This is a genomic window from Streptomyces sp. NBC_00249 (assembly GCF_026342355.1).
GTDB lineage: Bacteria > Actinomycetota > Actinomycetes > Streptomycetales > Streptomycetaceae > Streptomyces.
The window spans coordinates 1-23,993 of sequence record NZ_JAPEMV010000006.1 but is presented as its reverse complement, the minus strand read 5'-3'; the positions used below and the strand labels follow the sequence as shown (position 1 = coordinate 23,993).

Sequence of the window (23,993 nt, the reverse complement as noted above, 5' to 3'; positions counted from 1 at the left end):
GCGCCCGCCGGGGAGGCATGCCGGCATGCACCAGCCGTACGACACGTCCACGCACCCGGCGCCCCGGGCCGCCTTCTCCCTGGCCGACGCCTTCACGCTGCGCACCGCACTGGACGCCCTCGGCGGGGTCCGCGACCTCGACACCCTCGACGTGGCCTGCGGACACGGCGGCACCGCCCCCCTGCTCGCACGCGGCGGAGCCCGGCGCACCGTCGGCGTCGACAGCTGCCCGGACCGCGTCCGCCGGGCCCGCGAACAGCACGCGGGCGCCGACCCGGCCGTCGAGTACGTCCTCGCCGACGCCGCCGACATGCCCCAGCTCGGCCCCTTCGACCTGGCCACCGCCGTCTACCTGTTCAGCCACGCCCCCGACCGGACGGCCCTGCACGCCATGTTCCGCGGCATCCGGGCCAACCTGCGCCCCGGCGGACGGCTGCTGGCGCTGGTCCGCAACCCGGGTGCCTTCCCGCGCGTGGACTGGTCCCCGTACGGGATGCGGATCCTCGACCGGGTGCCGGAGGGCGACGCGCCGCTGCTCAGGGCGCAGTTCCTGACCGAGCCCCCGCAGCACTTCGAGTACCGCGAATGGGCCCACGCCGACTTCGCCGAAGCCGCCGTCGACGCGGGCTTCAGCACGGTCGCCTGGCAGCCCAGCCGCACCCCGCCCGCCGACCCGGCGCGCGACGAGGCGTACTGGACGGCGTACCGCGCCTGGCCGGTCAGCTCCCTGATGACCTGCACGGCGTAGGCCGTGTCCGGTACCGGGACCTCATCGGCCGTCGGCGGTCTCCCCGATCAGCTCCACGATCCGGTCCCGGGCCGCCCGGCCCTCCGGGACCGGCATCAGCGGGTACGCGTGCGGCAGGCCCGGCTCCTCGTGCCACTCCACCTCGGTACCGGCCGCCCGCGCCCGGCGCAGCAGCTCCCGGCTGTCGGTGCTCAGCACGTCCCGGGTCCCGGTGAACACCGTCAGCGGCGCCAGCCCCTCGAAGGAGCCGTGCAGCGGGCTCACCCGGGGATCGTCCGCCGCCAGGGTGCCCGCGTACAGCCGGCCCGCCTCGGCCAGGCCCGCCCGGGCCAGCATCGGGTCGGCCGCCTCGATGGCCGCCTGCCCGGGGTGGCTCATGCTCACGTCCAGCCACGGGGAGATCAGCACGATCCGCGAGGGCTGGGCCCCCGTCCGCTCCCGCAGCCGCTGCGCGGCGGCCAGCGCCAGCCCCGCCCCGGCGGAATCCCCGATCAGGACCGTCCCGCCGGCGCCGCCGCTCTCGATCAGGCCGCTCAGCAGGTCGGCGGCGACCGGGACCGTACGGTCGGCGGTCCCGCGCGGCGCCAGCACGTACGCCGGTACGACGACCCGGGCGCGGGCCCGCGTGACCAGGGTGCGGACCAGGGACCAGTGCGGCCGGACCAGCTCGTTCACGAACGCGCCGCCGTGCACGTACAGCACCCGCGCCACGGGCTCCTGCCCGCGCGGCGAGACGTCGTACACCGGCCACGCCCCGACGAAGGTCCGCGACACCTCCGCGACGCGCCCCAGCGAGCGCGGCGGCAAGTGCGACGCGGGCCGCCTGGCCGACTCCGCCACCCGGGCCCGGACCGCCTCGGCGGTGGCGAACCGTCTTCGCCGTCCCACCGCGACCAGTGCGGCCGAAAGCGCCCTGCTGCGCAGACTCGGCACGCCCCTCACCTCCCCTTTTCCCCGGCCCCGGACCCTTCCCCGGACGCCCCTGCCCCGTCACCTGAGGAGCATAGGCGTGAAGCTGCGCTGTCGACCCGCTTAAGAAAGTCTCGATGGACTGATCACCACGCCGATCGGCAGATTGGTGCCCGTCAAGTACGCCGTACGCGCCAGCGTGCGCCGCGCCCCCTTCCGCATGCCTGGAGCCACCCCCATGAAGGCACTCGTCAAGCACAAGGCCGAGCCCGGGCTGTGGCTCATGGACGTCCCCGAGCCCGAGTACGGCCCCGGCGACGTGCTGATCAAGGTGCTGCGCACCGGCATCTGCGGGACCGACCTGCACATCCGTGCCTGGGACGGCTGGGCGCAGGGCGCCGTCAAGACCCCGCTGGTCCTCGGCCACGAGTTCGTCGGCGAGGTCGCGGCGCTCGGCGCGGACGTCCAGGACATCGAGATCGGCGCCCTGGTCAGCGGTGAGGGCCACCTGGTGTGCGGGAAGTGCCGCAACTGCCTGGCCGGCCGCCGCCACCTGTGCCGCAGCACGATCGGGCTGGGCGTCGGCCGCGACGGAGCCTTCGCCGAGTACGTGGTCCTGCCCGCGCAGAACGTGTGGGTGCACCGCACCGCCGTCGACCTCGACGTCGCGGCGATCTTCGACCCCTTCGGCAACGCCGTGCACACCGCGCTGTCCTTCCCGCTGGTCGGTGAGGACGTGCTGATCACCGGCGCCGGCCCGATCGGCATCATGGCGGCGGCCGTCGCCCGGCACGCCGGGGCGCGCAACGTGGTCATCACCGACGTCAGCCCCGAGCGGCTGGAGATCGCCCGCAAGGCCGGCGCCACCCTCGCCGTGAACGTCGCGAAGTCCTCCATCGCCGACGCGCAGGCGCAGCTGGGCCTGCGCGAGGGCTTCGACATCGGCCTGGAGATGTCCGGCCGCGCCGAAGCCATGCGCGACATGATCGACAACATGACGCACGGCGGCCGGATCGCGATGCTCGGCCTGCCGGCGCAGGAGTTCGCGGTCGACTGGGCGAAGGTCGTCACCTCGATGATCACCATCAAGGGGATCTACGGCCGCGAGATGTTCGAGACCTGGTACGCGATGACGGTGCTCCTGGAGGGCGGGCTCGACCTGTCCCCGGTCATCACCGGCCGCTACTCGCACACCGAATTCCAGGCCGCCTTCGACGAGGCCTCGACCGCCCGCAGCGGCAAGATCATCCTGGACTGGACGGCGTAGCCCCCGGCGGCCGTCGCAGATCCGCACGAGACCATCTCCCTACGGCCGGGCCCCGCCCACCCTCCCCCCTCCGCGGGGCCCGGCCCCCCTCCTCCCGTCCCGCCGGACGGCACACCGCACAAGGAGAATCCGAAGCCCATGTTCGAGTCCGTACGCGAAGACCTCCGCACCACCCTCGACGAGATCCGCGCCGCGGGCCTGCACAAGCCCGAGCGCGTCATCGGCACCCCGCAGAACGCCGCCGTCGCGGTGACCGCGGGCGGCGCCCCCGGGGAGGTCCTCAACTTCTGCGCGAACAACTACCTCGGGCTCGCCGACCACCCCGAGGTCGTCGCCGCCGCGAAGGACGCGCTGGACCGCTGGGGCTACGGCATGGCCTCCGTCCGCTTCATCTGCGGCACCCAGGAGGTGCACAAGGAGCTGGAGGCGCGCCTGTCGGCCTTCCTCGGCCAGGAGGACACGATCCTCTACTCCTCCTGCTTCGACGCCAACGGCGGCGTCTTCGAGACCCTCCTCGGCGCCGAGGACGCGGTGATCTCCGACGCCCTCAACCACGCCTCGATCATCGACGGCATCCGCCTCTCCAAGGCCCGCCGCTTCCGCTACGCCAACCGCGACATGGCGGAGCTGGAGAGCCGGCTGAAGGAAGCCACCGAGGGCGGCGCCCGCCGCAAGCTGATCGTCACCGACGGCGTCTTCTCCATGGACGGCTACGTCGCCCCGCTCGCCGAGATCTGCGACCTGGCCGACCGCTACGACGCCATGGTCATGGTCGACGACTCGCACGCCGTCGGCTTCGTCGGCCCCGGCGGCCGCGGCACCCCCGAGCTGCACGGGGTCATGGACCGCGTCGACATCATCACCGGCACCCTCGGCAAGGCCCTGGGCGGCGCCTCCGGCGGCTACGTCGCGGCCCGCACCGAGATCGTCGAGCTGCTGCGCCAGCGCTCGCGCCCGTACCTCTTCTCCAACTCCCTCGCCCCGGTCATCGCCGCCGCCTCCCTCAAGGTCCTCGACCTGCTGGAGTCGGCCGGTGACCTGCGCGAGCGCCTCGCCGCCAACACCGCGCTGTTCCGCTCGAAGATGACCGAGGCCGGCTTCGAGATCCTGCCCGGCGACCACGCCATCGCCCCCGTCATGATCGGCGACGCCGCCGAGGCCGCGAAGATGGCGGAGCTGCTGCTGGAGCGCGGCGTGTACGTGATCGGCTTCTCGTACCCGGTCGTCCCCATGGGCGCGGCGCGCATCCGCGTCCAGCTGTCGGCGGCCCACTCGACGGCCGACGTGGAGCGCGCGGTGGCCGCCTTCGCCGACGCCCGCGCGGCGCTCGCGGCGTCCGCCGGCTGAGACAATGGAGGGGTGATCGACCCCCGACGGCTGCGCATCCTGCGGGCCGTGGCGGACCACCGTACGGTGACCGCCGCGGCCGCGGCCCTGTACCTCACCCCGTCCGCCGTCTCCCAGCAGCTCGCCGCCCTGGAGCAGGAGACCGGCCACGCGCTGCTGACCCGCAGCGGGCGGGGCGTACGGCTCACCGCCGCCGGGGAGATCCTGCTGGGCCACGCCCACGAGGTGTTCGCCCAGCTGGAGCGGGCCGAGGCCGAACTCGCGGCGTACGCGGGCGGATCCGCGGGCGAGGTCACGGTGGCCGCCTTCGCGACGGGCATCGCCGAGGTCCTGGCCCCGGCCGTCGCCCGCCTGGCGATGGAGCACCCGGGCATCAGGCTGCGGGTGCGCGACGCCGAGGGCGACCAGAGCCTGCGGCTGGTGCTCGACGGCGAGGCGGACGTGGCCCTCGCGGTGGAGTACCGGGGCGCCCCCGGCGCCGACGACGGCCGGCTGTCGGTGCTCCCGCTCTACGCCGAGCCCTTCGACGCGGTCCTGCCGCTGGCGCACCCCCTCGCCGACCTCCCGGCGGTGGCGCTGGCGGACCTCTCCGACACCGACTGGGTGGGTCAGTACCCGGGCAACCCGTGCCATGACGTGACCCTGCTGGCCTGCGAACTGGCGGGCTTCCAGCCCCGGTTCGCGCACTCCTCCGACGACTTCCGGGCCGTCACCGCGCTGGTCGGCGCGGGCGCCGGGGTGGCGCTGGTACCGCGTTCGGCGCTGCGCGGGATGGACCTCAAGGAGGTCAGCGTCCGCCCCGTGACCGGCCCGGCCGCCACCCGCCGCGTCTTCGCCGCCACCCGGCGCGGAGCCGAGTCGCACCCGCTGATCGCCCCGGTGCTGGCGGCCCTGTCCCGCGAGGCGGAGCGGGTCCCGGCGCACTGAGCGCCCGCCCCGCTCCGCCCCGTACGGCGGGTCCTTACGCGGTGGCCCTGCGGCGGCGCACCAGGAACACGGCGCCGGCGCCGGCGACCACGGCCGCGCCACCGAGGGCGGCGACGGTCGGCAGCGTGGACGAGGAGCCGGTCTCGGCGAGGCGCCCGCTCACCGGGAGCTCGGCGCGGCCGCCCTGCGGCGCGGGCTTGTTGCCGGCGTCAGCCTTGGGGTCCGGCAGGCCCGGGGTGCCGGGCTTGGCGGGCTTGCCCTTGGAGTCGCCGACACTGCCCGGCTTGCTGCCCGGGGCCAGGACGGTGAAGTCGAACTCGCTGATGTCGTCGAAACCGCACTGGCCGTCCGTCCCGAAGGAGTGGCCGATGGTGAAGAAGTAGCCGGTGCCCGGGGTGGCCTTGTCGCCGATCCGGATGCGCATCCGCGCGTCCGCGTACTCGCCGGGCTTCAGCTGCTTGGCCGTGGCGAACTCGTAGTTGTCGAAGACGCCGGCGTCACCGCCCTCGATGGCCTTCCACTGGCCTGTGTTCGGGTTGAACCACTCGACGGTGACGGCGAGTTGGGCGGTGTCGTGCAGCTTCGGGTCGGCGGTGCCGAGGAAGATCGAGACGTCCGTCTCCATCACCGTGGTCTTCGACACGTTCGACACGCGGTACGTGAACTCGTGCCAGCCCGAACCGGCGACGATCTTCCCCGGCAGACCGCGCAGCGAGGTCTTGCCGCGCTCCTCGTCCGGGATGCCGGAGCAGAAGGTGGGACGGGACCAGGACGGGGACGGGGTGGCCCCCGGGGTGCCCGACGCGGAGGGGCCCGGCTTCGTGGAGGCGGACGCGCCCGGGTTGGCGGAGGCGCCGGGCTGGGCGGAGGTGCCGGTGCCCGGGTGTGCGGAGGTGCTGGGGCGGGCGCCGCCGTCCGAGCCGCCGCTCGTGCCGCCGTTCGTGCCCCCGCTCGGCCGGCCCGGGTTCGGGGTCGGCGAGGTGTGGCCGCCCGCCGGGGCGGAGGCCGACGTCGAGGGCGCGACGCTCGGCGAAGGGGTGACCCCTTCGGCGTGGGCGGCCGGGGCCGCGAGCAGGGCGGCCGGGCCGACTGCGGCCATGACGGCGGTGGTGGCCAGGAAACGCTGGAGCTTCATGGAGTCCTTCTCGTCGAGGCTCGGACGGCCGGCGCGAAGGTTCCACCCGGCACGGCTGTCCGTGGTCACCAAGGTGACCCGGGCCCCCGCCGGAAGGTTGCATGATGAACGCACCCGGCGTTCGTGATCATGGTCACAGGCGGCCGGGAGCCCTCAGACGCGGACCACCTCGACGCCCGCCGCCCGGAAGGCCCGTGCCTGCGCTTCCGGGAGGGCCGTGTCCGTCACCAGGACGTCCACCTCGGACGTGGCGCAGATCCGCGCGAACGCACGGCCGCCCAGCTTGCTGGAGTCGGCGGCGATGACCACCCGGCGGGCGCGCTCGCACAGCAGACGGTTCATCGCGGCCTCGTCCTCGTGGCGGGTGGCCGCGCCGTCCCGCGGGTCGAAGGCGTCCACACCGAGGACGGCCGTGTCCATGGTGAGCTGGCCCAGCACCTGCTGCGCCAGGGGGCCGGTCAGTTCGTACGACTGGGGGCGGGCCACACCGCCCGTCAGGACGATCTTGAACTGGGGCCGGATCACCAACTCGCCCGCGATGTTCAGGGCGTTGGTGACCACCGTGAGCGCGGGGGAGCCCGTGGCGAGGTCCGCGCGGGCCGCCAGGGCGCGGGCCACCTCCGTGGTCGTGGTGCCGCCCGTCAGGCCGACGACCTCGCCCGGGGCGATCAGCGCCGCCACCGCTCCGCTGATCCGGCCCTTCTCGGCGGCCCGGCGCGAGGTGCGGTAGCGCAGGGGGAGTTCGTACGAGACCCCGTGCGGCACCGCGCCGCCACGGGTGCGGACCAGGAGCTGCTGCTCGGCGAGCTGGTCGAGGTCGCGGCGGATCGTCGCCGCCGACACCCCGAGGGCCTCGGCGGCGGGCTCCACCTCCAGCCCGCCCCGCTCCACCAGCAGGTCCAGCAGTCTCTGCCAGCGTTCCTTGCGGGTCATGGCGCCCCTCCCGTGCGGTCCCCGGACCCCGGCTGCGGCCCGCCGTCGAGATTAACCCGGACGATCACCCGGTCGATGCTTGAAGTTGCGTGAAACAGCCCGCTACCGTGCAGGAATTCGCAGGGATGTGTACCCGATGCGCAAGGAGCCCGTATGAGCCACGTCGCGTACGAGTTGGCCACGCAGCCCGAGAGCTGGGAACGGGCGGCCCAACTGGCCCCGGCCCGGCGGGCGGTGCTGCCGAGGCCGGGGGAGCGTACGGCGATCGTCGGCTGCGGGACCTCGTACTACATGGCCCAGGCCGCCGCCGCCCTGCGCGAGGAGGCGGGCCACGGCGAGACCGACGCCTTCCCCGCCTCGGAGTTCCCGCACCACCGGCCCTACGACCGGATCGTGGCGCTCACCCGGTCCGGGACCACCACCGAGGTGCTCGACCTGCTGGCCCGGCTGCGGGACGCCGGGACCGCGACCACCGCCGTCATCGGGAACCCGGACACCCCCGTGCGGGAACTCGCCGACGAGCTCGTCGTACTCGACTTCGCCGACGAACGCTCCGTCGTCCAGACCCGCTTCGCCACCACCGCCCTCACCCTGCTGCGGGCCCACGTCGGCGCACACACCCCGGCTGCCGTCGCCGACGCCCGCACCGCGCTGGCCGAGCCGCTGCCCGCCGGACTGGAGACCCGCCGCCAGTTCACCTTCCTCGGACGGGGCTGGAGCGTCGGCCTGGCGCACGAGGCGGCCCTGAAGATGCGCGAGGCCTCCCTCTCCTGGGCCGAGTCGTACCCGGCGATGGAGTACCGGCACGGCCCGGTCAGCGTCACCGGACCCGGCTCCGTCACCTGGTCGCTCGGCCCGGCCCCCGACGGCATCGCCGAACAGGTCCTCGGTACCGGCGCGCAGTGGGTGGCCGGCGAGCTCGACCCCCTCGCGGAACTGGTCCGTGTCCATCGCCTCGCCGTCGCCGTCGCCGCGCACCGCCAACTCGACCCGGACGCACCCCGCAACCTCACCCGCTCCGTGATCCTCGACGCGCCGGAAGGGGCGGTCCGATGAGCCTCGCCCCCGCCGGGACCCTGGTCGCGGAGGCCGCCGCCGCGGGCCGCGCCGTCGCCGCCTTCAACATCATCACCCTGGAACACGCCGAGGCCGTGGTCGAGGGTGCCGAACGGCTCGGCCTGCCCGTCATCCTGCAACTCAGCGAGAACGCCGTGAAGTTCCGCTCCGGCGCCCTGCTGCCCATCACCCGGGCCGCCGCCGCCTGCGCCGAGGCCGCCGCGGTGCCCGTGGGGCTGCACCTCGACCACGTCAAGAGCCCCGACCTGCTGCGGCAGGCCGCCGACGCCGGCTTCGGGTCCGTCATGTACGACGCCGCGCACCTGCCCTACGCCGAGAACCTGGAAGCCACCCGCTCCGCGGCCGACTGGGCCCACGCCAACGGGCTGTGGATCGAGGCGGAACTCGGCGAGGTCGGCGGCAAGAACGGCGCCGCGCCGCTCGACCCCCACGCGCCGGGAGCCCGTACCGACCCGGACGAGGCGCGCCGCTTCGTCGCCGACTCCGGGGTCGACGCCCTCGCCGTGGCCATCGGCAGCAGCCACGCCATGACCAGCCGGACCGCCGCCCTCGACCACGCCCTCCTGGCGCGGCTCGCCAAGACCCTGGACGTGCCGCTCGTCCTGCACGGCTCCTCCGGCCTCCCGGACGCGGAACTCGCCGCCGCGGTGGCCGGCGGGATCCGCAAGGTCAACATCGGCACGGCGCTCAACGTGGCCATGACCGAAGCCATCCGCGCCCACCTCACCCCGGCCGACCCCCGCCCGTACCTCACCGCCGCCCGGACGGCCATGGCGGCGACGGCCGCGGCTATGATCGGCGCCCTGAACTGACCGGCGGGCCCGGGCCGTGACGGGTCCGGGCCCGGCGGGTCCGGGGTGCGAGGGGGAGGGGTTCCATGGACGACGGACGGAGCGGGCGGACGGGCCGGCGGAGGTTCCTCACCCTGACCGGCGGGATCCTGCTCGCCGGGGTCGCGGGCACCGCCGCCGTGTCGGCGCTCAGGTCGTCGCAGGAGCAGGACGAGCCGGACCCGCTGCGGGTCCGCACCGACCTGGAGCCACTGGAACGGCGCTTCGGGCCGGCCCTCGGCCCGCTCTCCGACGCCCACTGGATCGGCTACGACATCGACGCGGCCCAGGAATCGCGGCTCGGCCCGCCCTCCCCGGACTCCCGGATCCGCTTCGTCGGCCTCGCCCGGCTCCGGCCGGGCCGCGCGGCCGGGATACTCACCGCCCCCGGCCGCACCGCCACACCCGCCCCGCTCGCGGACCTGCCGGCCCGCCTGGAGCCGTACGTACCGGCCGGGGCGGTGTGGCGGGGCAGCGCCGAGTTCGACAGCGCCGCGAACACCGAGGAACCCTCGGTGAGTTCCACGGGCCGCTTCCGCTTCGACGAGGCCCACGACCTCGTCTGCTTCGACCTCCTCTACCTCGACATGTAGGGCCGCCCACACGGGGGCGGGCCGCGCCGGCCGGACCGGGCACCCCCGCCGTGGTCATCGGCTGCGGCCCGGTCGGCCTGGGAGCCGTCGCGGCACTGCTGGAGCGGGGTGCCGGACCGGTGGTCGCCTCCGTCCCCTCGGCGCTGCGGCGCGCGGCCGCCGCCCGGCTCGGCGCGCACCGGATGTGCCTGACCTACCCGCCGCAGGAGTTCGGGGCGACCCTGGCCCGGCTCGCCGACGGCCGGATCGACGCGGCCGCCCTGATCACCGCCGAGGCGGGACTCGGCGCCCTGGACGCGGCCTTCGCCTCGCTGCGCCGCCCGGAGGAGCACATCAAGGTGCTGATCCGCCCGGAGCTGCCGGGCACGCGGCTCGTCCGGCCCGGGGCCTGAGCGGCAGCCGACGGCTCGGTAGCCGGCAACCGGCAGCCGGATCGTGATCGCCGACCCTACCTCCGGCAGCCCCGGACGGGAGCTACTCACCAGTACCGCAGGTGCAAGGAAAAAATGAGAATCCTGGCTTACTTGCGGCCTTATCTGACTGCTACATTCCGCAGGTGCATCGCGCTCCGGCAGGGCGGTGGGCAGGCCACGACCTGGTCCGCCCCGCCCTGCCCCAGGCACCGGCACCGGGCCACGCCGCCACGGCGCCGTGCCGACCACGTGATCAGAACGAACCCCTCCCCCCTCCCCCTCCTCAGCGCCGAACCGGACCCGCTCCGGGGCACGGTGCTGCTTCCGTGCGGCCTCCGGCCGCCCGGACCTCCTCTCCGAACGTACGAAAGGCACACATCCATGCGGAAGTTCCTGCTGCGGCGCCCCGTCGCCGGCAAGGCCCTGGTCGTGGGCGCCCTGCTGGCGCTGGCGGTTCCCGCGACCGCCTACGCCAACACGGTCGGCGTGACGGTGAAGACCCCCGGCGCCACCTCCGGCCCCGGCTCCGCCTTCTCCGAGATCACGACCAACGCCCACTGCGCCAGCGGCCTCATCTCCGGCGGCGGCATCAACCAGGCCATCGGCACCGGCAGTTCGTCCAACGGCAACAAGATCAACGGCACCTCGCCCAGCCCCGACGGCAGCACCGAGTACCTCGGCTCCACCGGGGTCGTCGCCACCGACGTGACGTACTGGCTCGGCATCGGCGGCAGCGGCGGCGCGGTCAACGCCTCCTTCTCCAGCACCCCGTACGCGATGTGCTTCACGAGCAACCTCATCAACCACACCCAGGTGGTGATGAACAAGGTCGCCGGACCCACCACCAGCTCGACCGTGGGCCTCGTCACCGCGACCTGCCCGGCCAACACCCGGCTGCTCGGCGGCGGGGCGCGCATCACCCCGGCCTCCGTCGGCAGCCTGAAGCCGATCGCCAGCTTCCCCACCTTCAACGACTCCGCCCACTCCTACGGCCAGAAGGCCGCGGCCGACGGCGAGACCAACCCCGACTCCTGGACCGCCGTCGGCTGGAACGGTGGCGGCGGCGACAGCGGCAACACCACGTACGCGTACGCCATCTGCAGCGGCAACAACATCAACATCGGCGGGACGACCGTCAAGGTCCGCTTCTCCGAGGTCAGCGGCCCCACCGCCGGCACCAGCGGCGCGACCGTGACCGTCGGCTGCGGCCAGAACGACGGCAAGCTGGTCAGCGGCGGGGCCGCGATCAGCGGAGGCAGCGTCACGACCACGAACTTCACCGGGCCGGGCTCCCCGGGCGACCACCTCAACGGCAGCTACCCCAGCGACTCCGGCGGCAGCCCGGTCGCGGACGGCACCACCACGGCCGCGTACTGGTCGGCCTTCACCCACACCGGAGCCCCCAGCTCCCCGAACACCTACTCCGACGTCTGGGCGCTGTGCGCCGACGACGGCGTCTGACCCACCCCTAGGCCGAGTACCGGCGTTTGGAAGCCCCTTGAGCATGTACCGATCGAAGATCCTGAAGGCGGCCGGCGCGGCCGGTCTGGTGGCCGCCGCGATGGCGCCGCTCCCCGCGACCGCCGATCCGGCGGCCCCGGCCGTCGTCAACCCCTGCGGCACGGGCGGCGTCTTCACCGCCCCGGCCCCCACCTGCACCTACACCAGCGTCGGCACGGACACCTTCACCGTCCCGGCCGGGGTGACCTCGGTGACGGTCGACCTCTTCGGCGCCGAGGGCGGCAGCGCGGCCGGCTTCGTCCTCCCCAGCCCCCCGAACGACGGCGCACGCGGCGGTCTGGGCGGCGAGACCCGCGCGGACCTGTCCGTCACGGCGGGCCAGACCCTCCAGATCACCGTCGGCGGAGTCGGCAGCCCGGGCACCTCCCGGCACGGCGAGTACGCCCGGCCCGGCGGCCGCGGCCACGGCTCCGGCGGTGGCGGCGCCCACGGCGGAGGCGGTTCCGGCGGTGGCGCCAGCGACCTGCGTACGGGCGCCTTCGGCGCGGCCGACCGGGTCCTGGTGGCCGGCGGCGGTGGCGGCGCCGGCAACGGCGGGCCGCTGCTGCGCGGCGGCGACGGCGGCGGAACCGAAGCCGAGCCGGGCGGCCAGGGCGGCGGCCCGGAGGGCTCCGGCCTCGCGGGCGGCGGCGGAACCCGGTCCGCCCACGGGGCGGGCGGACCCCGCAACAACACCGTCGGCGCGCCGGGAGGCGCGGGCAGCGACATCGACCAGTACGGCAGCCAGCCCAACCCCGGAAGCGGCGGCTCCGGCGGCAACGGCGGCCGGGGCGGCAACGGCGGCGGTGGCGGTGGCGGCGGCTACTTCGCCGGCGGCGGCGGCTCCGGCGGCGGGAACCCCGGCAACCTCTACGGGGCCGGCGGCGGCGGGGGCAGCGGCTTCGCGGCCCCCACCGCCGCCGGCGCCACCCTCACCCGCGGCGTCAACCACGGCGACGGCAAGGCGGTCGTCACCTTCCGCTACGGGACCTCGGTCACCGTGACCCCGGACACGGCCACCCCGCTGTTCGGGCGGCCCGTCACCCTCACCGCGACCGTCGCCCCGGCCAACCCGGACGCCGGAACCCCCGGCGGGCAGGTCACCTTCTTCGACGGAACGACCCCGCTGGGCACCGCGACCCTCGACGGGGGCCGCGCGAGCATCCGTACCGGCACGCTCCAGCCCGCCGCCCACCCCGTCACCGCCCGCTACAGCGGCGACGCGGCCTTCACCCCGGGCGCGACGGCGGCGCCCACCGAGGTCACCGTCGGCTTCACCGGCCCGTGCCTCACCACCGCGCACACCGGCCCGCTGACCGTGGCCTCCGGCGAGGCCCTGTGCATCGCGGCCGGCGGCAGCCAGACCGGCCCGCTCACCGTGCGCCCCGGCGGGGCCCTGGCCGTCACGGACGCGACCGTCACGGGACCGCTGTCGGTGCAGGGCGCGGCCGCCCTCACCCTCTGCCGGTCGGACCTCACCGGCCCGGTCACCGTCGGGCGGAGCACCGGCCAGGTGCTCATCGGCTCGGACCGCGAGCCGGCGTCCTGCGGCGGCAACGCCGTACGGGGGCCGGTGACCGTCGACGCCAACACCGGCGGGACGGAGCTGTCGGCGAACACGGTGGTGGGTCCCCTGCGCTGCGAGGGCAACGCACCGGTGTTCCTCCAGAGCGGCAACACGGTGACGGGTCCCCGATCCGGGCAGTGCGGCCGGAACGGATAGCGCGCCAGGACCCCGGAGGGAGGCGGCACCGGCCTCCTCCCTCCGGGGTCCCACCCCTTCCGGATTACTGCAACGGGTTCTACTCTGGCCGCCGCCACCACACCGACCGGCTGGACCGCGAGACTCCCGGAGGGGCCGTGCACCTCGAATACACGCCTGAGCAGCAGCAGTTGCGCACCGAACTGCGCGCCTACTTCGCCGAGCTCGTCCCGCAGGACGTCTACGCCCGCTACGAGGACCCGGCCGAGCAGAAGCGCTTCTACCGGGAGACGATCCGCCGACTCGGCGCCGACGGCTGGCTCGGCGTCGGCTGGCCGAAGGAGTACGGCGGGCGCGGCATGTCACCGATGGACCAGTTCATCTTCTTCGACGAGGCCGCCCAGGCCGTGGTCCCGCTGCCGCTGATGGCGCTGAACACCGTCGGCCCGACCCTCATGCAGTTCGGCACCGACGAGCAGAAGGCCTACTTCCTGCCCCGGATCCTCGCGGGTGAGATCGACTTCGCCATCGGCTACAGCGAGCCCGACGCGGGTACCGACCTCGCCGCCCTCAAGTGCAAGGCCGTCCGCGGGGGCGACGAGGACACCGGCACCTACGTCGTGAACGGCCAGAAGATCTGGACCACCAACGGCGACACCGCCGACTGGGTGTGGCTGGCCGTCCGCACCGACCCGGACGCCCCCGCGCACAAGGGCATCACCATGCTCCTGGTGCCGACCTCCGACCCCGGCTACTCCTGCACCCTCATCAACACCCTCGCCTCGCACGACACCACCGCCAGCTACTACGAGGACATCCGCGTCCCCGCGAACCGCCGCGTCGGTCAGGAGAACAAGGGCTGGCGCCTGATCACCAACCAGCTCAACCACGAGCGCGTCACCCTCGCCGCCCACGGCACCATGGCCATCCGCGCCCTCCACGACGTCCAGCGCTGGGCCGCCGCGACCAAGCTCGCCGACGGCCGCCGCGTCATCGACCTGTCCTGGGTCCGCGGCCGCCTGGCCCGCACCCACGCCCGCCTCGACGCGATGAAGCTCCTCAACTGGCAGATGGTGAACGCCGTCCAGTCCGGCACCCTCACCCCGCAGGACGCCTCCGCCGTCAAGGTCTACGGCTCCGAGGCGCGCAGGGACGCGTACGCCTGGCTCATGGAGGTGGTCGGCGCGGCCGGCTCCCTGAAGGACGGCTCGGCGGGCGCCGTCCTGCACGGCGAACTCGAACGCGGCTACCGCAGCGCCGTGATCTTCACCTTCGGCGGCGGCAACAACGAGATCCAGCGCGAGATCATCTCGTGGATCGGCCTGGGCATGCCGCGCGTCCGCCGCTGAACGCCCGTGACGAAGACTTTTAGTTGGCACTTAGGCGCGATAGTTGGCACCAACGTCGGAGTGTACGAGTGGCGGCAGAGGTAGGCGTTTGTCCTGTCGCACTGAAGCTGTCGGGTTCTCACTGTGTCGCATGCGGCGCGTGTCGGTTCTCATCCGATCGAGGCATCCGCTCGGGCTGGGGTGCTGGCGTCGGCTCATATCCGGTGGGCTACGCTGTGCGGCTATGAATACCGGGACGGCCTTGCGCCACACACGGATCGGTGACCCGGGGCTCTTCTGAGCGCCGTACGGGCTGGTTCGGGCCCGCTGTTTGATCGAGGCTCTTGCGCTGCTGCGCGGGCTCCGCCTCTGTCGTGTTGATCACAGGCTCTGCACATCAACCACGACAGGAGCATTCATGCGCACCAAGACGCTGCGGATTCCCACCACGGACGGCCAGGCCGACGCCTTCGCCGCCTTCCCCGACCACAGCGAGCGGCACCCAGGGGTGCTGATGTACGCGGACGGCTTCGGCATCCGGCCCGTGTTGCGGGCGATGGCCCGCGAACTGGCCGGGCACGGCTACTACGTGCTCGTCCCCAACTCCTTCTACCGGCACGGACCGGCACCGTTGGTTGAGCTTCCCGAGTACATCGGAGAAGACGTCCGGCCCGCGGTCTTCGCCCAGCTGATGCCCCTGATCGAGGCGCACACCGCCGAGCGTGTCCTGAGCGACGCCGACGCCTACCTCAGGTTCCTCACCACCCAGCCCGAGGTCGGCGCCGGACCGGTCGCGGTGACGGGCTACTGCATAGGCGGCCTCTATGCGATGCGCACCGCCGCGGCCCACCCCGACCGTGTGGCGGCGGTCGCCGCGTTCCACGGCCCCGTCGGTGTCGATGGGGCCAACCTCTTCTCCAAGCTCACCGCCCAGGTCCACCTCGGCCACGCCGAAGGCGACATGACACCTGAGGCCCTCGGCGAGCTCAACCAGGCCCTGGATGCGGCAGGCGTCGGCTACACCTCCGAGATCTACCCCGGCACCATCCACGGCTTCACCATGTCCGACACCGACGCTTTTAGCGCCGCCGGGCTGAAGCGCCACTGGGATCGTCTGCTCCCCCTCCTGGACCGCACCCTGGCCAGCAGCTGAGGCTCCAGCCCGGAAACCAAGGCTGAAACGGCCGAGACCAGCAGGCGGCATGGCGGGCCACACCGAGGTCTCCATGGCCGTGGCCCGCCTCCTGGCGCGCCACCAGACCGCAGGCGCCTGCCCTCGCAGTCGAGCGCGCCGACGGCGTACGGATCGAGATCCGCGGGGCGGGCACTAGTGAGACGGAAGCACTGGTGCGCAGGCTCTTGGAGGGCGAGCAGACGGACTCCTCCTCTTGACGGGGTTGCCCGATCCCGCAGGAACGCGTGTTCTCCTCATAGGCGCCAGTTCGTTCACTGCCCTGGACGACCTACCGGCCATGAATGCCAACCTCACACTGTTGCGTGATCTGTTCACCCGAGTGTGGAATCTTCCTGCTGCCCACTGCACGGTTCTGAGGGAGCCGGCCCTGCCGCGTGACGTGTCACGGGCGGTCCAGGAAGCGGTCGACGCTGCGACCGACCGCTGCTTGTCTACTACGCCGGCCACGGTTTGATCGAGCCGCGGACAGGCAAACTGCATCTCGCTGTGGAGACCACGGACCCGTCATCCGTTCACGACACGGCGACTTCGTATGACTGGGTCCGCTGGCCCGTCGAGAAGAGTCGAGCCATGCGCCGGATCGTCGTACTCGACTGCTGCTACAGCGCCCGCGCATTCGGCGTGCAGTCCGCCGCGGCGGCACTGGAAGTCGACGGCACCTACCTGCTGGCCGCAGCAGCCGAGACGGCGGTGGCGCTCTCGCCGCCCGGTGAACCACTGACGGCCTTCACCGGAGAATGGCTCACGCTCTTGGAACAGGGCGTACCCGGCGAAGGCGAGTACCTCGACCTGGACACCATTTTCACTCGGCTGCGCACCCGTCTGGTGACGAACAACCGCCCCGAACCGCACCGGCTGTGCCGTAACCAGCTAGGACAGGCTCCGTTCGTCCGCAACGCCGCTTACATCCCGCTGATCCCACCGGCATCTACCAGCAGCACGCGGGGCCCCGCACCGACCAAGTCGATCGAGTGATCGCGGAGCTCTACACCGCGCGCAGTCTTGCCGACACGCTGCAGGCCGTCGTCGACGGCGTCTTGGTGGGCCTCGGCTTCGGTGTGGCCGCAGTGAATCTTGTGCGTCCCGATGGAGACCTGACCGTCGCAGCCTTCGCTGGTGACCCCGAAATCGAGACCCGAATCACTGGCCGTGTCGGGTCCCGCGCCGCCTGGGAGCGCCAGCTTGCCTTGGGCGAGAACTGGGACGGCGTGCGCTTCGTTCCTCATTCTGCAGAGTCACCAGCAGGTGTTCCCTGCTGGATCAGCAAGGGGGCGACACCTGACCACCCAGATGGTTGGCACCCCGATGACCGCCTATACGCCTCAATGCATGTCGCTGGTACTGGCGGCGAACTGATCGGGGTTATCTCTCTGGACCGGCCTGGCGACGGCCGTGCACCCGATACCGGCAGTCGAAGCGACGTGCGGAAGTACGCCTATCATGCTGCCATCGCAATCTCGAACGCACGGTTGCGCGCCAACATGCAGCGGGCTCTCGAGCGCCTGTCGCGTGAACAGCAAGCCCTCAGAGACAGCGAACAGTCATTTCGCCAAGCCTTCGAGTACTCGCCGTCCGGAATGGCCATCTCAGAGATGGGCGGTGAAATGCATGGGCGAATGCTGCGAACCAACGACTCCCTATGCCGGCTAATCGGCCGTCCCGCCTCGGTGCTACGCCGCTACTCCTTCTTGGACCTCATCCACCCCGAAGACCTCCCCATCCTCCTCGGCACCTCCGCAGAGGGCGGACGTGCCGAACTGCGTCTGGGGCGCCGCGACGGATCCTATGTCTGGGTATCGCTGCGGAACTCTTACGCTCCTGTCTACGCCTTGTCCGATGCCGAGTCCGGCACGATTGTCATCGCACCCGGGGATGCTCGCGGCACCGTGCTCGTCCCGGAGGGAGGTGGCGGCTACTGCTGCGGCCTCGACTGGGGTGACGGCCCCAACATGGCGTGCGAGGCGTGTGGTCTGCCCGTGGCAAGCCGGATCGATGACTGCTCACTCTGGCAGGCGGTCTGGCTCGTACCGAATGCCGTGCGCTGCCTCCCCGTAGACAACGCCGACAGTGCCGACAACGCAAGGCTCTCGTGGACGGAAGTGCTGGTGGGGGCGAAGGCAACGCCCCCGATCGAGCCCATCACAAGATGGGGGTCGCTGGTCGGGCTGGACCACTGGTGGTCCTGGAGCCCCCAGTGGGAGGCGACGGCCGGCCGGGCCCTCGCCCACCTGCTGGCAGCCTCGGGTGGCCGGCCAGTGACCGTCCCGGACGGCCTGATCGCGGACGTCTTCCAACGTACCCTCGACGCCCTGCTGCCCGCGGCCCAGCCCGCGCGGCGCGCCGTCCTGGCCGGACCGGGACTGTCCGTCCCCGAAATGGACGCCGACGTCATCCTCGTGCCGATCCACCCGCAGACGGGGGAACCCTGGAGTCTGACCGGTCCGGCCGCCTCGGCGTACCCCGTGCCCCTGTCGTTCGGGGTGTGGATGTGGATGGCCTTCCCCGAACTGGACCTGCGCCTCCCCGCCTCGGGAACCATGCCCGCCGGTGTAATCCGCGACGACCCGCCCGCACCGCGACCTCATCACCTGTTCCGGGCCGACCCGGGAACCTTCGAGCAGACGCTGGTCCGGTTGCCTGCTGTCCGCATCCCCTGGCTGCGCGAGATCCTCGAGAACCTCACGAACCACAGGCGCACCGGCCTCTTCTAGTCGGTGTCCGTGGCCGCCAAGACGGCGAGGCGCAGGCCGTCTGGGGAGAGGGCCGCGATGCCGAAGTCGTCGCCGTCGTTGTGGAAGAACTCGGAGTCGGTCTGGAAGTGGAACCAGGTGTACTGCTCGGCGAGGCGTTCCACCTCGGCCGCGCTCGCGTGGAACGGGAGACCGCACAGTCCCGCGAGTGAGCGCCATGCCTGCAGCCGGCCCCAGGCCCCGTACCTGCCGGAGTTGCCGAAGCCCCCGATGGCGGCGGTGGCGAAGAGCAGGGACCAGATGTCGCCCACGGGACGGGCGGCTATCTCGTAGCGGCCGGCGGGGCCGAGGCCCGCGACGCACTCCATCGGCAGGGTGGGGAGCAGAGCGGGCACCTGGGCGGGGGCTATGGGCTGGTCCGGGCGGAAGACCCAGGCCTCGGCGTAGCCCCAGTTCTCTTCGGCGGCGGTGACGATGAGGTCGTGCTCGTCCACCGTCACGGAGTTGCGCAGCGGTGACGTTCCGGTCGGCCGGGGGGTCGGCGGATCCAGCCGGCCGTGCCCGGGCAGGCCGCTCTTCACGCCGCTGGACGAGCCGTTCACGGAATGGCGCGTGAAGTCGGGTTCGGTCTCCAGGGCGCGGCGGCGGTCGGGGAGCCAGTCCAGGGGAGGCAGCCAGCCGGGGCGCAGGGCCGGGAACTCGTCCGGGTCCACCCCGCGCAGCAGCAACTCGTGGAACAGGCAGGTCCGCAGCTCGCGGAGCCGGTCCCCCTCGGGGATGTCGGCGAAGACCGTCCGCGCGAGGACCGCGGCCGACTGGTGCTGGGCGAGCATCGTCGCCATGAGCGGCAGTTCGAGTCCCATGGATCCGGCAGCGGCTTCCTGTTCGCCCAGGAGCTGGAGCAGCAGCTCGACGCTGTCACGGCCCGGGGTTGTGGTGAGGAGCCGCCGGAGGTAGGCGAGGTCGGTTCCGTGGATTCGGGCGGCCCGGGCGGCGGCCGCGTAGCGGGTGGTGAGGTGCGACCCCAGCCCCCGCAGATGGTTGATGTCGCCAGCCATGGCGTGCTGGAGGGCATCGTCACGTGAGATGTACTGGGGCTCGCTGCTAGTCGTCAGATCGTTCGCCTCGTCGTTCACGGTGCGACAGCCTAGAGCGTCCCTTGCAGAGGGGCGCCGGGCCGTGTCCGGAGAGCTCAACCGCCGAACGCACCGTGGCAGAACAGTGCGTCGTTGGCCAGACTTTGGTAGGTGACGCCCATCCAGCTGTTGGGGCGCATGCTGAGCGAGCTGGTCGCGCCTGTGAGTAGGTGGGCGCGGACGGCGTCTGCCCCGCCGGTGGTCAGGAGATCGGGGAGCTAGCCTCGGATTTCGCCGATGAATCTGTTGGCTTGGAGGGCGTAGGTCCTCCGGAGTCCGAACAGTTTGAAGTGGTTCCGGGCGCGAGCGGTCAAGACCTGGTCCCAGCAGGGTGGAGGGGAGACGAAAAACTCCAGGCGCACGAACCCGTCCTCGTGGACGACTTCGGCGGCGAGCCATGCTTGCCCGTCGATGTGGTCCAGGTAGGGGTGGAGGGGGAGCTCCTCGATGGCGCTGGCTCTCTTGTCGGCTTTCTCCTCCTCGCCGATGCCGGGGATCTGGAACTTCTCAGGGTCGAGGGTGTGAAGGGTTTGGCCGGCGGCCGCGGTTCGGAAGTCCTCTCCGGCCGTGTCGATGGCACCCGCGGCTGCGGTCAGACGGCTGCGTCGTTTCTGGGCCCCCATTCCCCTGGTGAGGGAGATGCAGGTCTCGTAGCTGGCGCGGGCGCCGTGAAGGGGAGGACTCAGAGGCCACATCAGATGTCCTCTCCAGCGGCCTTGTCCGCCAGGAGGATCCGGACGAGCCCCTTGGCTTCCCCGCCGAGCTGCCCGCCGAACCGGGCCAGGACCTCCTGGTATGTGTCCAGTTCACGTACGGCTTTGAGGATCTCTGCGTGGAAGCCGGAGTCTTTGACCTCCAGCCCGAATATCTCGTGGGTGAGCACGCCGACGTTCTCGCCGAAGGTCTCGATCTCGGGGCGCTCGACCCGACGCCTGATCTTCCAGACACAGGAGCGGGGTACTTCCTGGAGGACGACTGGGGAGTGGGTGGCCACGACCGCGACCGCGTTGCGTTCGGTCAGCAGGTGGTGGTGGACTGCCTGGGCCTGGTCCTCGCGGTGCTGGTGACGGCGGCGAGTGTGCAGGACCTCGACGCTGCTGTCCCGCTGCTCGCGCGGCTGCGGGAACTGTATTTCTCGGTCCGGCTCGTCTGGGCGGACGGCGGCTATGCCGGCAGCCTGGTCGCATGGGCTCGTATAAAGCTCCGGCTCACCCTCGACATCGTCCGCCGCACTGACGACACCACGGAGTTCGTGGTGCTGCCGAGACGCCGGGTGGTGGAGCGAACACTGAGCTGGCTGATGCGTTCGCGTCGTCTGGTGCGGGACTTCGAGATGCTGCCCGTGATGCACGAGGCGATGGTGCTGTGGTCCATGACCATGCTGATGACGGGCCGGCTCGCGGGACGTTGCCGGGATGCCTTCATCCCGCGGCAGCCGATGCCGTCGTGATGGTGCAGGCGAACACGTTCGGCCGCACTTCACTGGCCCAGCACCGGGCGGCCAGCCGTTTCACCCGTGAGCGCCCCCCTCGATCCGGGCCGGTGCCGAGTCCCACCCCAAGCCCGCCAAGATCTGCTTCACCCGCATCCCGTCGGCGGCCTCCGGAGCGGCGAGCACCCGCAGGATCTGCTGATACTCGGGCGCGAGCACCTCTATGACGGCGTCCCTGGCCCGGTGCGGAACGACCGAGCCGGCGACCGCACTGCGGGTCAACCCGCCATCCTGAACGGGCTGTTCACGAAGGACATCGGCCACCGTTTCCCGCGCATCGGCCAGCCTCGCCACGGTGTTCTCCGCCGCCGCGAGCGCGGTCTGCACCCGCTCGGCTTCCTCCCGCAACCGCGCGACCTCCTCGCGGGCCTTCTTCTCCCGAGCCTCCAGCATCCCGAGCACCGACGGCATGACCACCTCCAGGGACAAGATGAGCGGGCAAACTGCCTCCACAGCCGAATCAAACCGGGGCAGAACGACTCAAGAGGAAAACATGTCGGGGCCGTGACATCGTCTGCGGTTACTTCGCCGCCCGCCACGTCCGCTACACGATCCAGTAGGCAACCCATCAGTTCCGGCTCAATATGCGCGGTGCCGCAGCGTCACGCGTCGACTCTCTGGCCGCGAACACGTACGACAAACAGGGCGAACAGAACCCGTTATGCGAAATAGGTCAGCACTGGATAAACAACGTCGGACCTTGTGGGGCGGCAGCGGGTGCACTTAAGATCAATTTGCAGCAGAAAGTCGGGGACCTATCTCGGCGAACAAGTCAACACCCTTGAAAGGGGCGAAGATGGAGCAGAAGGAAATCAAGGGCATCGATTCGATCGACGCGATCCTCGACGCGATGAACGCGGACGAGGCGCCGGCGGGAACTGTGCGCAGCCTGCCGTGGGCGGAACTCGACTGACCGTCAGAGGTCCCGCACCTCAGGGTGCATAACTGAAAAATCATTCGTCGTTTCGTTACGGACGACACACGTCAGCGTTGTCCGACTGGATCCTTCAGTCGGACAACGCTGGCCTTTTCTCCAGAGTGCGATGGCAGCCGCGAAAAGGCTCCACGCCACCTTCAGGATCTCTTGGCCTTTCGGAGCTCGGCATTCTCGCCCCTCTTCAGAGCCTCAAAATGAGCGGACTGTTCCGTCGCGTGCCTGGTGTCTACCGAACCCAGAACGTTTCACATTAAGTTTGAGGAGATACGGTGACAAGCCTTCCGCTACTCAGCGTCCAAGCTGGCGTCGCCCCCCAAGGCCGCCAGGGAGTGCCTCTGTATAAGCGACTCGTCCTTGCGAGCTATTTGGCTGACCAGTATCAGCTGGGTCCCTTTGGCTCGGCTGTGCTGGCCGGTTCCATAGAGGAGGAGTTCAACGGCCAAGGGGATTCTGACCACGCCCAAGATTCCGATCACGTGGACGTGCGGGTGGTCGCGGTGAAGTCGGATACCTCGGCTGAAGTGGCTGCGCAGAATATCCTCCAGGAGAATCCTGATTTCCTCGGCCTCAGTCTCTACGTTTGGAACTACGTTTCGACGATAGCGTTGATCGAGGAACTGCAGGCCCATAGCCCCGAGTTCCCGATCGTGGTGGGAGGTCCACACGTAAGCCGGGACGATGAGGAGCTGCAACGTCTCTTGCGGGAAGGGAAGGTATCTACTTGTGTGAGTGGCGAGGGCGAAGCCGCGCTCGCGTATCTGTTCAGCTTGCCTCCGCAGGATCTTCCGCAGTTCCTTGAGGGGCAGAATGCCGCGTTTACCTCGATTCAAAGTCCCTACATCACGCAAGAGATCATGAGGGATGAACTCAAGAGGACGCAGACGGCCATCATCGAGGGAGCGCGCGGTTGCCCATTTTCGTGCACCTTCTGCGATCAAGGCTGGCGCAAGGCTCGCCTGGCGTCCTTCGATGAACTCGCAGAAGAGCTCGGGAAATTGTACGACTTGGGGGCAAGGCATTTCATCTTCCTCGACCCCACCTTCAACTTCGACCGTGCTCGGATGCATCGTCTTCTTGATTTCTTGCGTGATGAATTGCCTGGGTCTACCTTCAGTGCGGAGCTCAAGGTCGACATGCTTCGACCGGAAGATATCGAGGCGCTGAGTGGGGTCTGCTCCTTTGTTGAAGCAGGCCTCCAAACCATCCATGTGAAATCTCAGAAACTGATCAAGCGTCGCGAGAAGGTAGACGTTGTACTGGAAAACTGTAATCGGTTGATCGATGCAGGGATCGAGGTGGTGGTGAATACCATCTACGGCTTGCCTGGTGAAACGTTCGACGAGTGGCTCCAGACGATCGACAAGTGTTATGCCGAAACTACTGCCGAAATCACCAGTGGCTGCCTCAAGGTTCTTCCTAATACTGAGATCTGGGACCACAGGCATGAATTTGGCTATGCGTGGGATCCGGACAGAATGTTTCGCGCCTTGTACTCTTCGGCGATGTCCGGCGAGGATTTCGAACGGGCTTCCCGTTTGTCACGGCTCCTCGGTGGAATACAGCGAAACAAAGAAAGCGTCCTTCCTCAAGCGCGATCGTACATCGCGCAAAACAATCTGACGCTCAGCGAGTTCTTGATCGGTCTGGAGCGCGAGACCATTGCGCTGAGGCAGACTCGGAACTCTGATGGCGAGACGTTCACTTCCTTTGTTGCCGTGCAAAATGGATGACGTGAGCAGGGCCTCTGTAGCCATGCCGAGGAAGAGGCGCGGTGGGCTCTTCTGGCATCAGATCTTTCGTTTCTTCTGGTTCAGCGAGGCTTCCAGCGCGCTCA

General features: G+C 70.9%; 23 protein-coding genes and 1 pseudogene. 17 read left to right on the top strand and 7 right to left on the bottom strand.

The window, feature by feature from the left end; translation table 11 throughout:
• Nucleotides 1-25 precede the first annotated feature (25 nt).
• Nucleotides 26-748, top strand: a complete 723-nt coding sequence (locus OOK31_RS24825) for a class I SAM-dependent methyltransferase (RefSeq protein WP_267089554.1) — start codon at nucleotides 26-28, stop codon at nucleotides 746-748.
• A 21-nt stretch (nucleotides 749-769) separates the two neighbouring features.
• Here OOK31_RS24825 and OOK31_RS24820 read toward each other — a convergent pair whose 3' ends face one another.
• A complete protein-coding gene (locus OOK31_RS24820; RefSeq protein WP_267089553.1) occupies nucleotides 770-1,681 on the bottom strand; it encodes an alpha/beta hydrolase fold domain-containing protein in 912 nt (303 codons plus the stop codon).
• Between the two features lie 214 nt (nucleotides 1,682-1,895).
• Between OOK31_RS24820 and tdh the strand changes: the two genes are divergently transcribed.
• The 3 genes from tdh (at nucleotide 1,896) to OOK31_RS24805 (ending at nucleotide 5,198) form a co-directional block, all read left to right on the top strand.
• Entirely contained in the window at nucleotides 1,896-2,924 is a 1,029-nt protein-coding gene (gene tdh / locus OOK31_RS24815; protein ID WP_267089552.1) for an L-threonine 3-dehydrogenase, read from the top strand.
• A 138-nt stretch (nucleotides 2,925-3,062) separates the two neighbouring features.
• Nucleotides 3,063-4,271: a glycine C-acetyltransferase gene (locus OOK31_RS24810; protein WP_267089551.1), complete on the top strand. Its 1,209-nt coding sequence runs from the start codon at nucleotides 3,063-3,065 to the stop codon at nucleotides 4,269-4,271.
• 12 nt (nucleotides 4,272-4,283) lie between these two features.
• Complete coding sequence (locus OOK31_RS24805; protein WP_267089550.1) at nucleotides 4,284-5,198, top strand: LysR family transcriptional regulator; 915 nt, start codon at nucleotides 4,284-4,286, stop codon at nucleotides 5,196-5,198.
• Nucleotides 5,199-5,232: 34 nt separating this feature from the next.
• Here the strand turns inward: OOK31_RS24805 and OOK31_RS24800 are convergent, their stop codons facing one another.
• The gene (locus tag OOK31_RS24800) at nucleotides 5,233-6,333 is read right to left on the bottom strand and encodes an LAETG motif-containing sortase-dependent surface protein (RefSeq protein WP_267089549.1); all 1,101 of its coding nucleotides are present in this window, start codon (nucleotides 6,331-6,333) and stop codon (nucleotides 5,233-5,235) included.
• Between the two features lie 153 nt (nucleotides 6,334-6,486).
• Entirely contained in the window at nucleotides 6,487-7,266 is a 780-nt protein-coding gene (locus OOK31_RS24795) for a DeoR/GlpR family DNA-binding transcription regulator (RefSeq protein WP_267089548.1), read from the bottom strand.
• 153 nt (nucleotides 7,267-7,419) lie between these two features.
• On the opposite strand from OOK31_RS24795, the gene OOK31_RS24790 reads away from it, so the two are divergent.
• The 11 genes and pseudogenes from OOK31_RS24790 (at nucleotide 7,420) to OOK31_RS24745 (ending at nucleotide 18,615) form a co-directional block, all read left to right on the top strand.
• Nucleotides 7,420-8,322 carry an SIS domain-containing protein gene (locus tag OOK31_RS24790; protein WP_267089547.1) on the top strand — a complete coding sequence of 301 codons (903 nt, stop codon included), beginning with the start codon at nucleotides 7,420-7,422 and terminating at the stop codon, nucleotides 8,320-8,322.
• A complete protein-coding gene (locus OOK31_RS24785) occupies nucleotides 8,319-9,155 on the top strand; it encodes a class II fructose-bisphosphate aldolase (protein ID WP_267089546.1) in 837 nt (278 codons plus the stop codon). The genes OOK31_RS24790 and OOK31_RS24785 overlap by 4 nt, the downstream gene beginning before the upstream one ends.
• 65 nt (nucleotides 9,156-9,220) lie before the next feature.
• A complete protein-coding gene (locus OOK31_RS24780; protein ID WP_267089545.1) occupies nucleotides 9,221-9,766 on the top strand; it encodes a hypothetical protein in 546 nt (181 codons plus the stop codon).
• Nucleotides 9,767-9,816: 50 nt separating this feature from the next.
• Entirely contained in the window at nucleotides 9,817-10,158 is a 342-nt protein-coding gene (locus OOK31_RS24775) for a hypothetical protein (protein ID WP_267089544.1), read from the top strand.
• 402 nt (nucleotides 10,159-10,560) lie between these two features.
• Nucleotides 10,561-11,640 carry a hypothetical protein gene (locus tag OOK31_RS24770; RefSeq protein WP_267089543.1) on the top strand — a complete coding sequence of 360 codons (1,080 nt, stop codon included), beginning with the start codon at nucleotides 10,561-10,563 and terminating at the stop codon, nucleotides 11,638-11,640.
• 43 nt (nucleotides 11,641-11,683) lie between these two features.
• A complete protein-coding gene (locus OOK31_RS24765) occupies nucleotides 11,684-13,402 on the top strand; it encodes an Ig-like domain-containing protein (protein WP_267090004.1) in 1,719 nt (572 codons plus the stop codon).
• Nucleotides 13,403-13,539: 137 nt separating this feature from the next.
• Nucleotides 13,540-14,730 carry an acyl-CoA dehydrogenase family protein gene (locus OOK31_RS24760; protein ID WP_267089542.1) on the top strand — a complete coding sequence of 397 codons (1,191 nt, stop codon included), beginning with the start codon at nucleotides 13,540-13,542 and terminating at the stop codon, nucleotides 14,728-14,730.
• A 397-nt stretch (nucleotides 14,731-15,127) separates the two neighbouring features.
• Nucleotides 15,128-15,862 carry a dienelactone hydrolase family protein gene (locus tag OOK31_RS24755; protein WP_267089541.1) on the top strand — a complete coding sequence of 245 codons (735 nt, stop codon included), beginning with the start codon at nucleotides 15,128-15,130 and terminating at the stop codon, nucleotides 15,860-15,862.
• Nucleotides 15,863-15,960: 98 nt separating this feature from the next.
• Nucleotides 15,961-16,101, top strand: a pseudogene (locus OOK31_RS39560) (hypothetical protein); the annotation flags it as partial.
• Between the two features lie 373 nt (nucleotides 16,102-16,474).
• Nucleotides 16,475-16,879, top strand: a complete 405-nt coding sequence (locus OOK31_RS24750; protein WP_323188252.1) for a hypothetical protein — start codon at nucleotides 16,475-16,477, stop codon at nucleotides 16,877-16,879.
• Nucleotides 16,876-18,615, top strand: a complete 1,740-nt coding sequence (locus tag OOK31_RS24745) for a PAS domain S-box protein (RefSeq protein ID WP_323188251.1) — start codon at nucleotides 16,876-16,878, stop codon at nucleotides 18,613-18,615. The genes OOK31_RS24750 and OOK31_RS24745 overlap by 4 nt, the downstream gene beginning before the upstream one ends.
• Here OOK31_RS24745 and OOK31_RS24740 read toward each other — a convergent pair.
• The 3 genes from OOK31_RS24740 to OOK31_RS24730 form a co-directional block, all read right to left on the bottom strand.
• Nucleotides 18,612-19,730, bottom strand: a complete 1,119-nt coding sequence (locus OOK31_RS24740) for a DUF6183 family protein (RefSeq protein WP_267089540.1) — start codon at nucleotides 19,728-19,730, stop codon at nucleotides 18,612-18,614. The genes OOK31_RS24745 and OOK31_RS24740 overlap by 4 nt on opposite strands.
• 218 nt (nucleotides 19,731-19,948) lie before the next feature.
• Nucleotides 19,949-20,425: a hypothetical protein gene (locus tag OOK31_RS24735; RefSeq protein ID WP_267089539.1), complete on the bottom strand. Its 477-nt coding sequence runs from the start codon at nucleotides 20,423-20,425 to the stop codon at nucleotides 19,949-19,951.
• Nucleotides 20,425-20,724, bottom strand: coding sequence for a hypothetical protein (locus OOK31_RS24730; RefSeq protein WP_267089538.1), 300 nt, complete (start codon nucleotides 20,722-20,724; stop codon nucleotides 20,425-20,427). The genes OOK31_RS24735 and OOK31_RS24730 overlap by 1 nt, the downstream gene beginning before the upstream one ends.
• Between OOK31_RS24730 and OOK31_RS24725 the strand changes: the two genes are divergently transcribed.
• Nucleotides 20,713-21,180, top strand: a complete 468-nt coding sequence (locus tag OOK31_RS24725; protein WP_267089537.1) for a transposase — start codon at nucleotides 20,713-20,715, stop codon at nucleotides 21,178-21,180. The two genes, OOK31_RS24730 and OOK31_RS24725, sit on opposite strands and share 12 nt — an antisense overlap.
• 60 nt (nucleotides 21,181-21,240) lie before the next feature.
• Here OOK31_RS24725 and OOK31_RS24720 read toward each other — a convergent pair whose 3' ends face one another.
• Complete coding sequence (locus OOK31_RS24720; protein WP_267089536.1) at nucleotides 21,241-21,633, bottom strand: hypothetical protein; 393 nt, start codon at nucleotides 21,631-21,633, stop codon at nucleotides 21,241-21,243.
• 795 nt (nucleotides 21,634-22,428) lie between these two features.
• Here OOK31_RS24720 and OOK31_RS24715 point away from each other — a divergent pair.
• Nucleotides 22,429-23,889, top strand: coding sequence for a radical SAM protein (locus OOK31_RS24715; RefSeq protein ID WP_267089535.1), 1,461 nt, complete (start codon nucleotides 22,429-22,431; stop codon nucleotides 23,887-23,889).
• Nucleotides 23,890-23,993: the final 104 nt, after the last annotated feature.

Coding starts and splice junctions, on each gene's coding strand:
- OOK31_RS24810 (WP_267089551.1), top strand. CDS start 3,063: ATGTTCGAGTCCGTACGCGAAGACCTCCGCACCACCCTCGACGAGATC.
- tdh (WP_267089552.1), top strand. CDS start 1,896: ATGAAGGCACTCGTCAAGCACAAGGCCGAGCCCGGGCTGTGGCTCATG.
- OOK31_RS24770 (WP_267089543.1), top strand. CDS start 10,561: ATGCGGAAGTTCCTGCTGCGGCGCCCCGTCGCCGGCAAGGCCCTGGTC.
- OOK31_RS24795 (WP_267089548.1), bottom strand. CDS start 7,266: ATGACCCGCAAGGAACGCTGGCAGAGACTGCTGGACCTGCTGGTGGAG.
- OOK31_RS24755 (WP_267089541.1), top strand. CDS start 15,128: ATGCGCACCAAGACGCTGCGGATTCCCACCACGGACGGCCAGGCCGAC.
- OOK31_RS24785 (WP_267089546.1), top strand. CDS start 8,319: ATGAGCCTCGCCCCCGCCGGGACCCTGGTCGCGGAGGCCGCCGCCGCG.
- OOK31_RS24720 (WP_267089536.1), bottom strand. CDS start 21,633: ATGCCGTCGGTGCTCGGGATGCTGGAGGCTCGGGAGAAGAAGGCCCGC.
- OOK31_RS24825 (WP_267089554.1), top strand. CDS start 26: ATGCACCAGCCGTACGACACGTCCACGCACCCGGCGCCCCGGGCCGCC.
- OOK31_RS24765 (WP_267090004.1), top strand. CDS start 11,684: ATGTACCGATCGAAGATCCTGAAGGCGGCCGGCGCGGCCGGTCTGGTG.
- OOK31_RS24780 (WP_267089545.1), top strand. CDS start 9,221: ATGGACGACGGACGGAGCGGGCGGACGGGCCGGCGGAGGTTCCTCACC.
- OOK31_RS24800 (WP_267089549.1), bottom strand. CDS start 6,333: ATGAAGCTCCAGCGTTTCCTGGCCACCACCGCCGTCATGGCCGCAGTC.
- OOK31_RS24750 (WP_323188252.1), top strand. CDS start 16,475: ATGCGCCGGATCGTCGTACTCGACTGCTGCTACAGCGCCCGCGCATTC.
- OOK31_RS24735 (WP_267089539.1), bottom strand. CDS start 20,425: ATGTGGCCTCTGAGTCCTCCCCTTCACGGCGCCCGCGCCAGCTACGAG.
- OOK31_RS24790 (WP_267089547.1), top strand. CDS start 7,420: ATGAGCCACGTCGCGTACGAGTTGGCCACGCAGCCCGAGAGCTGGGAA.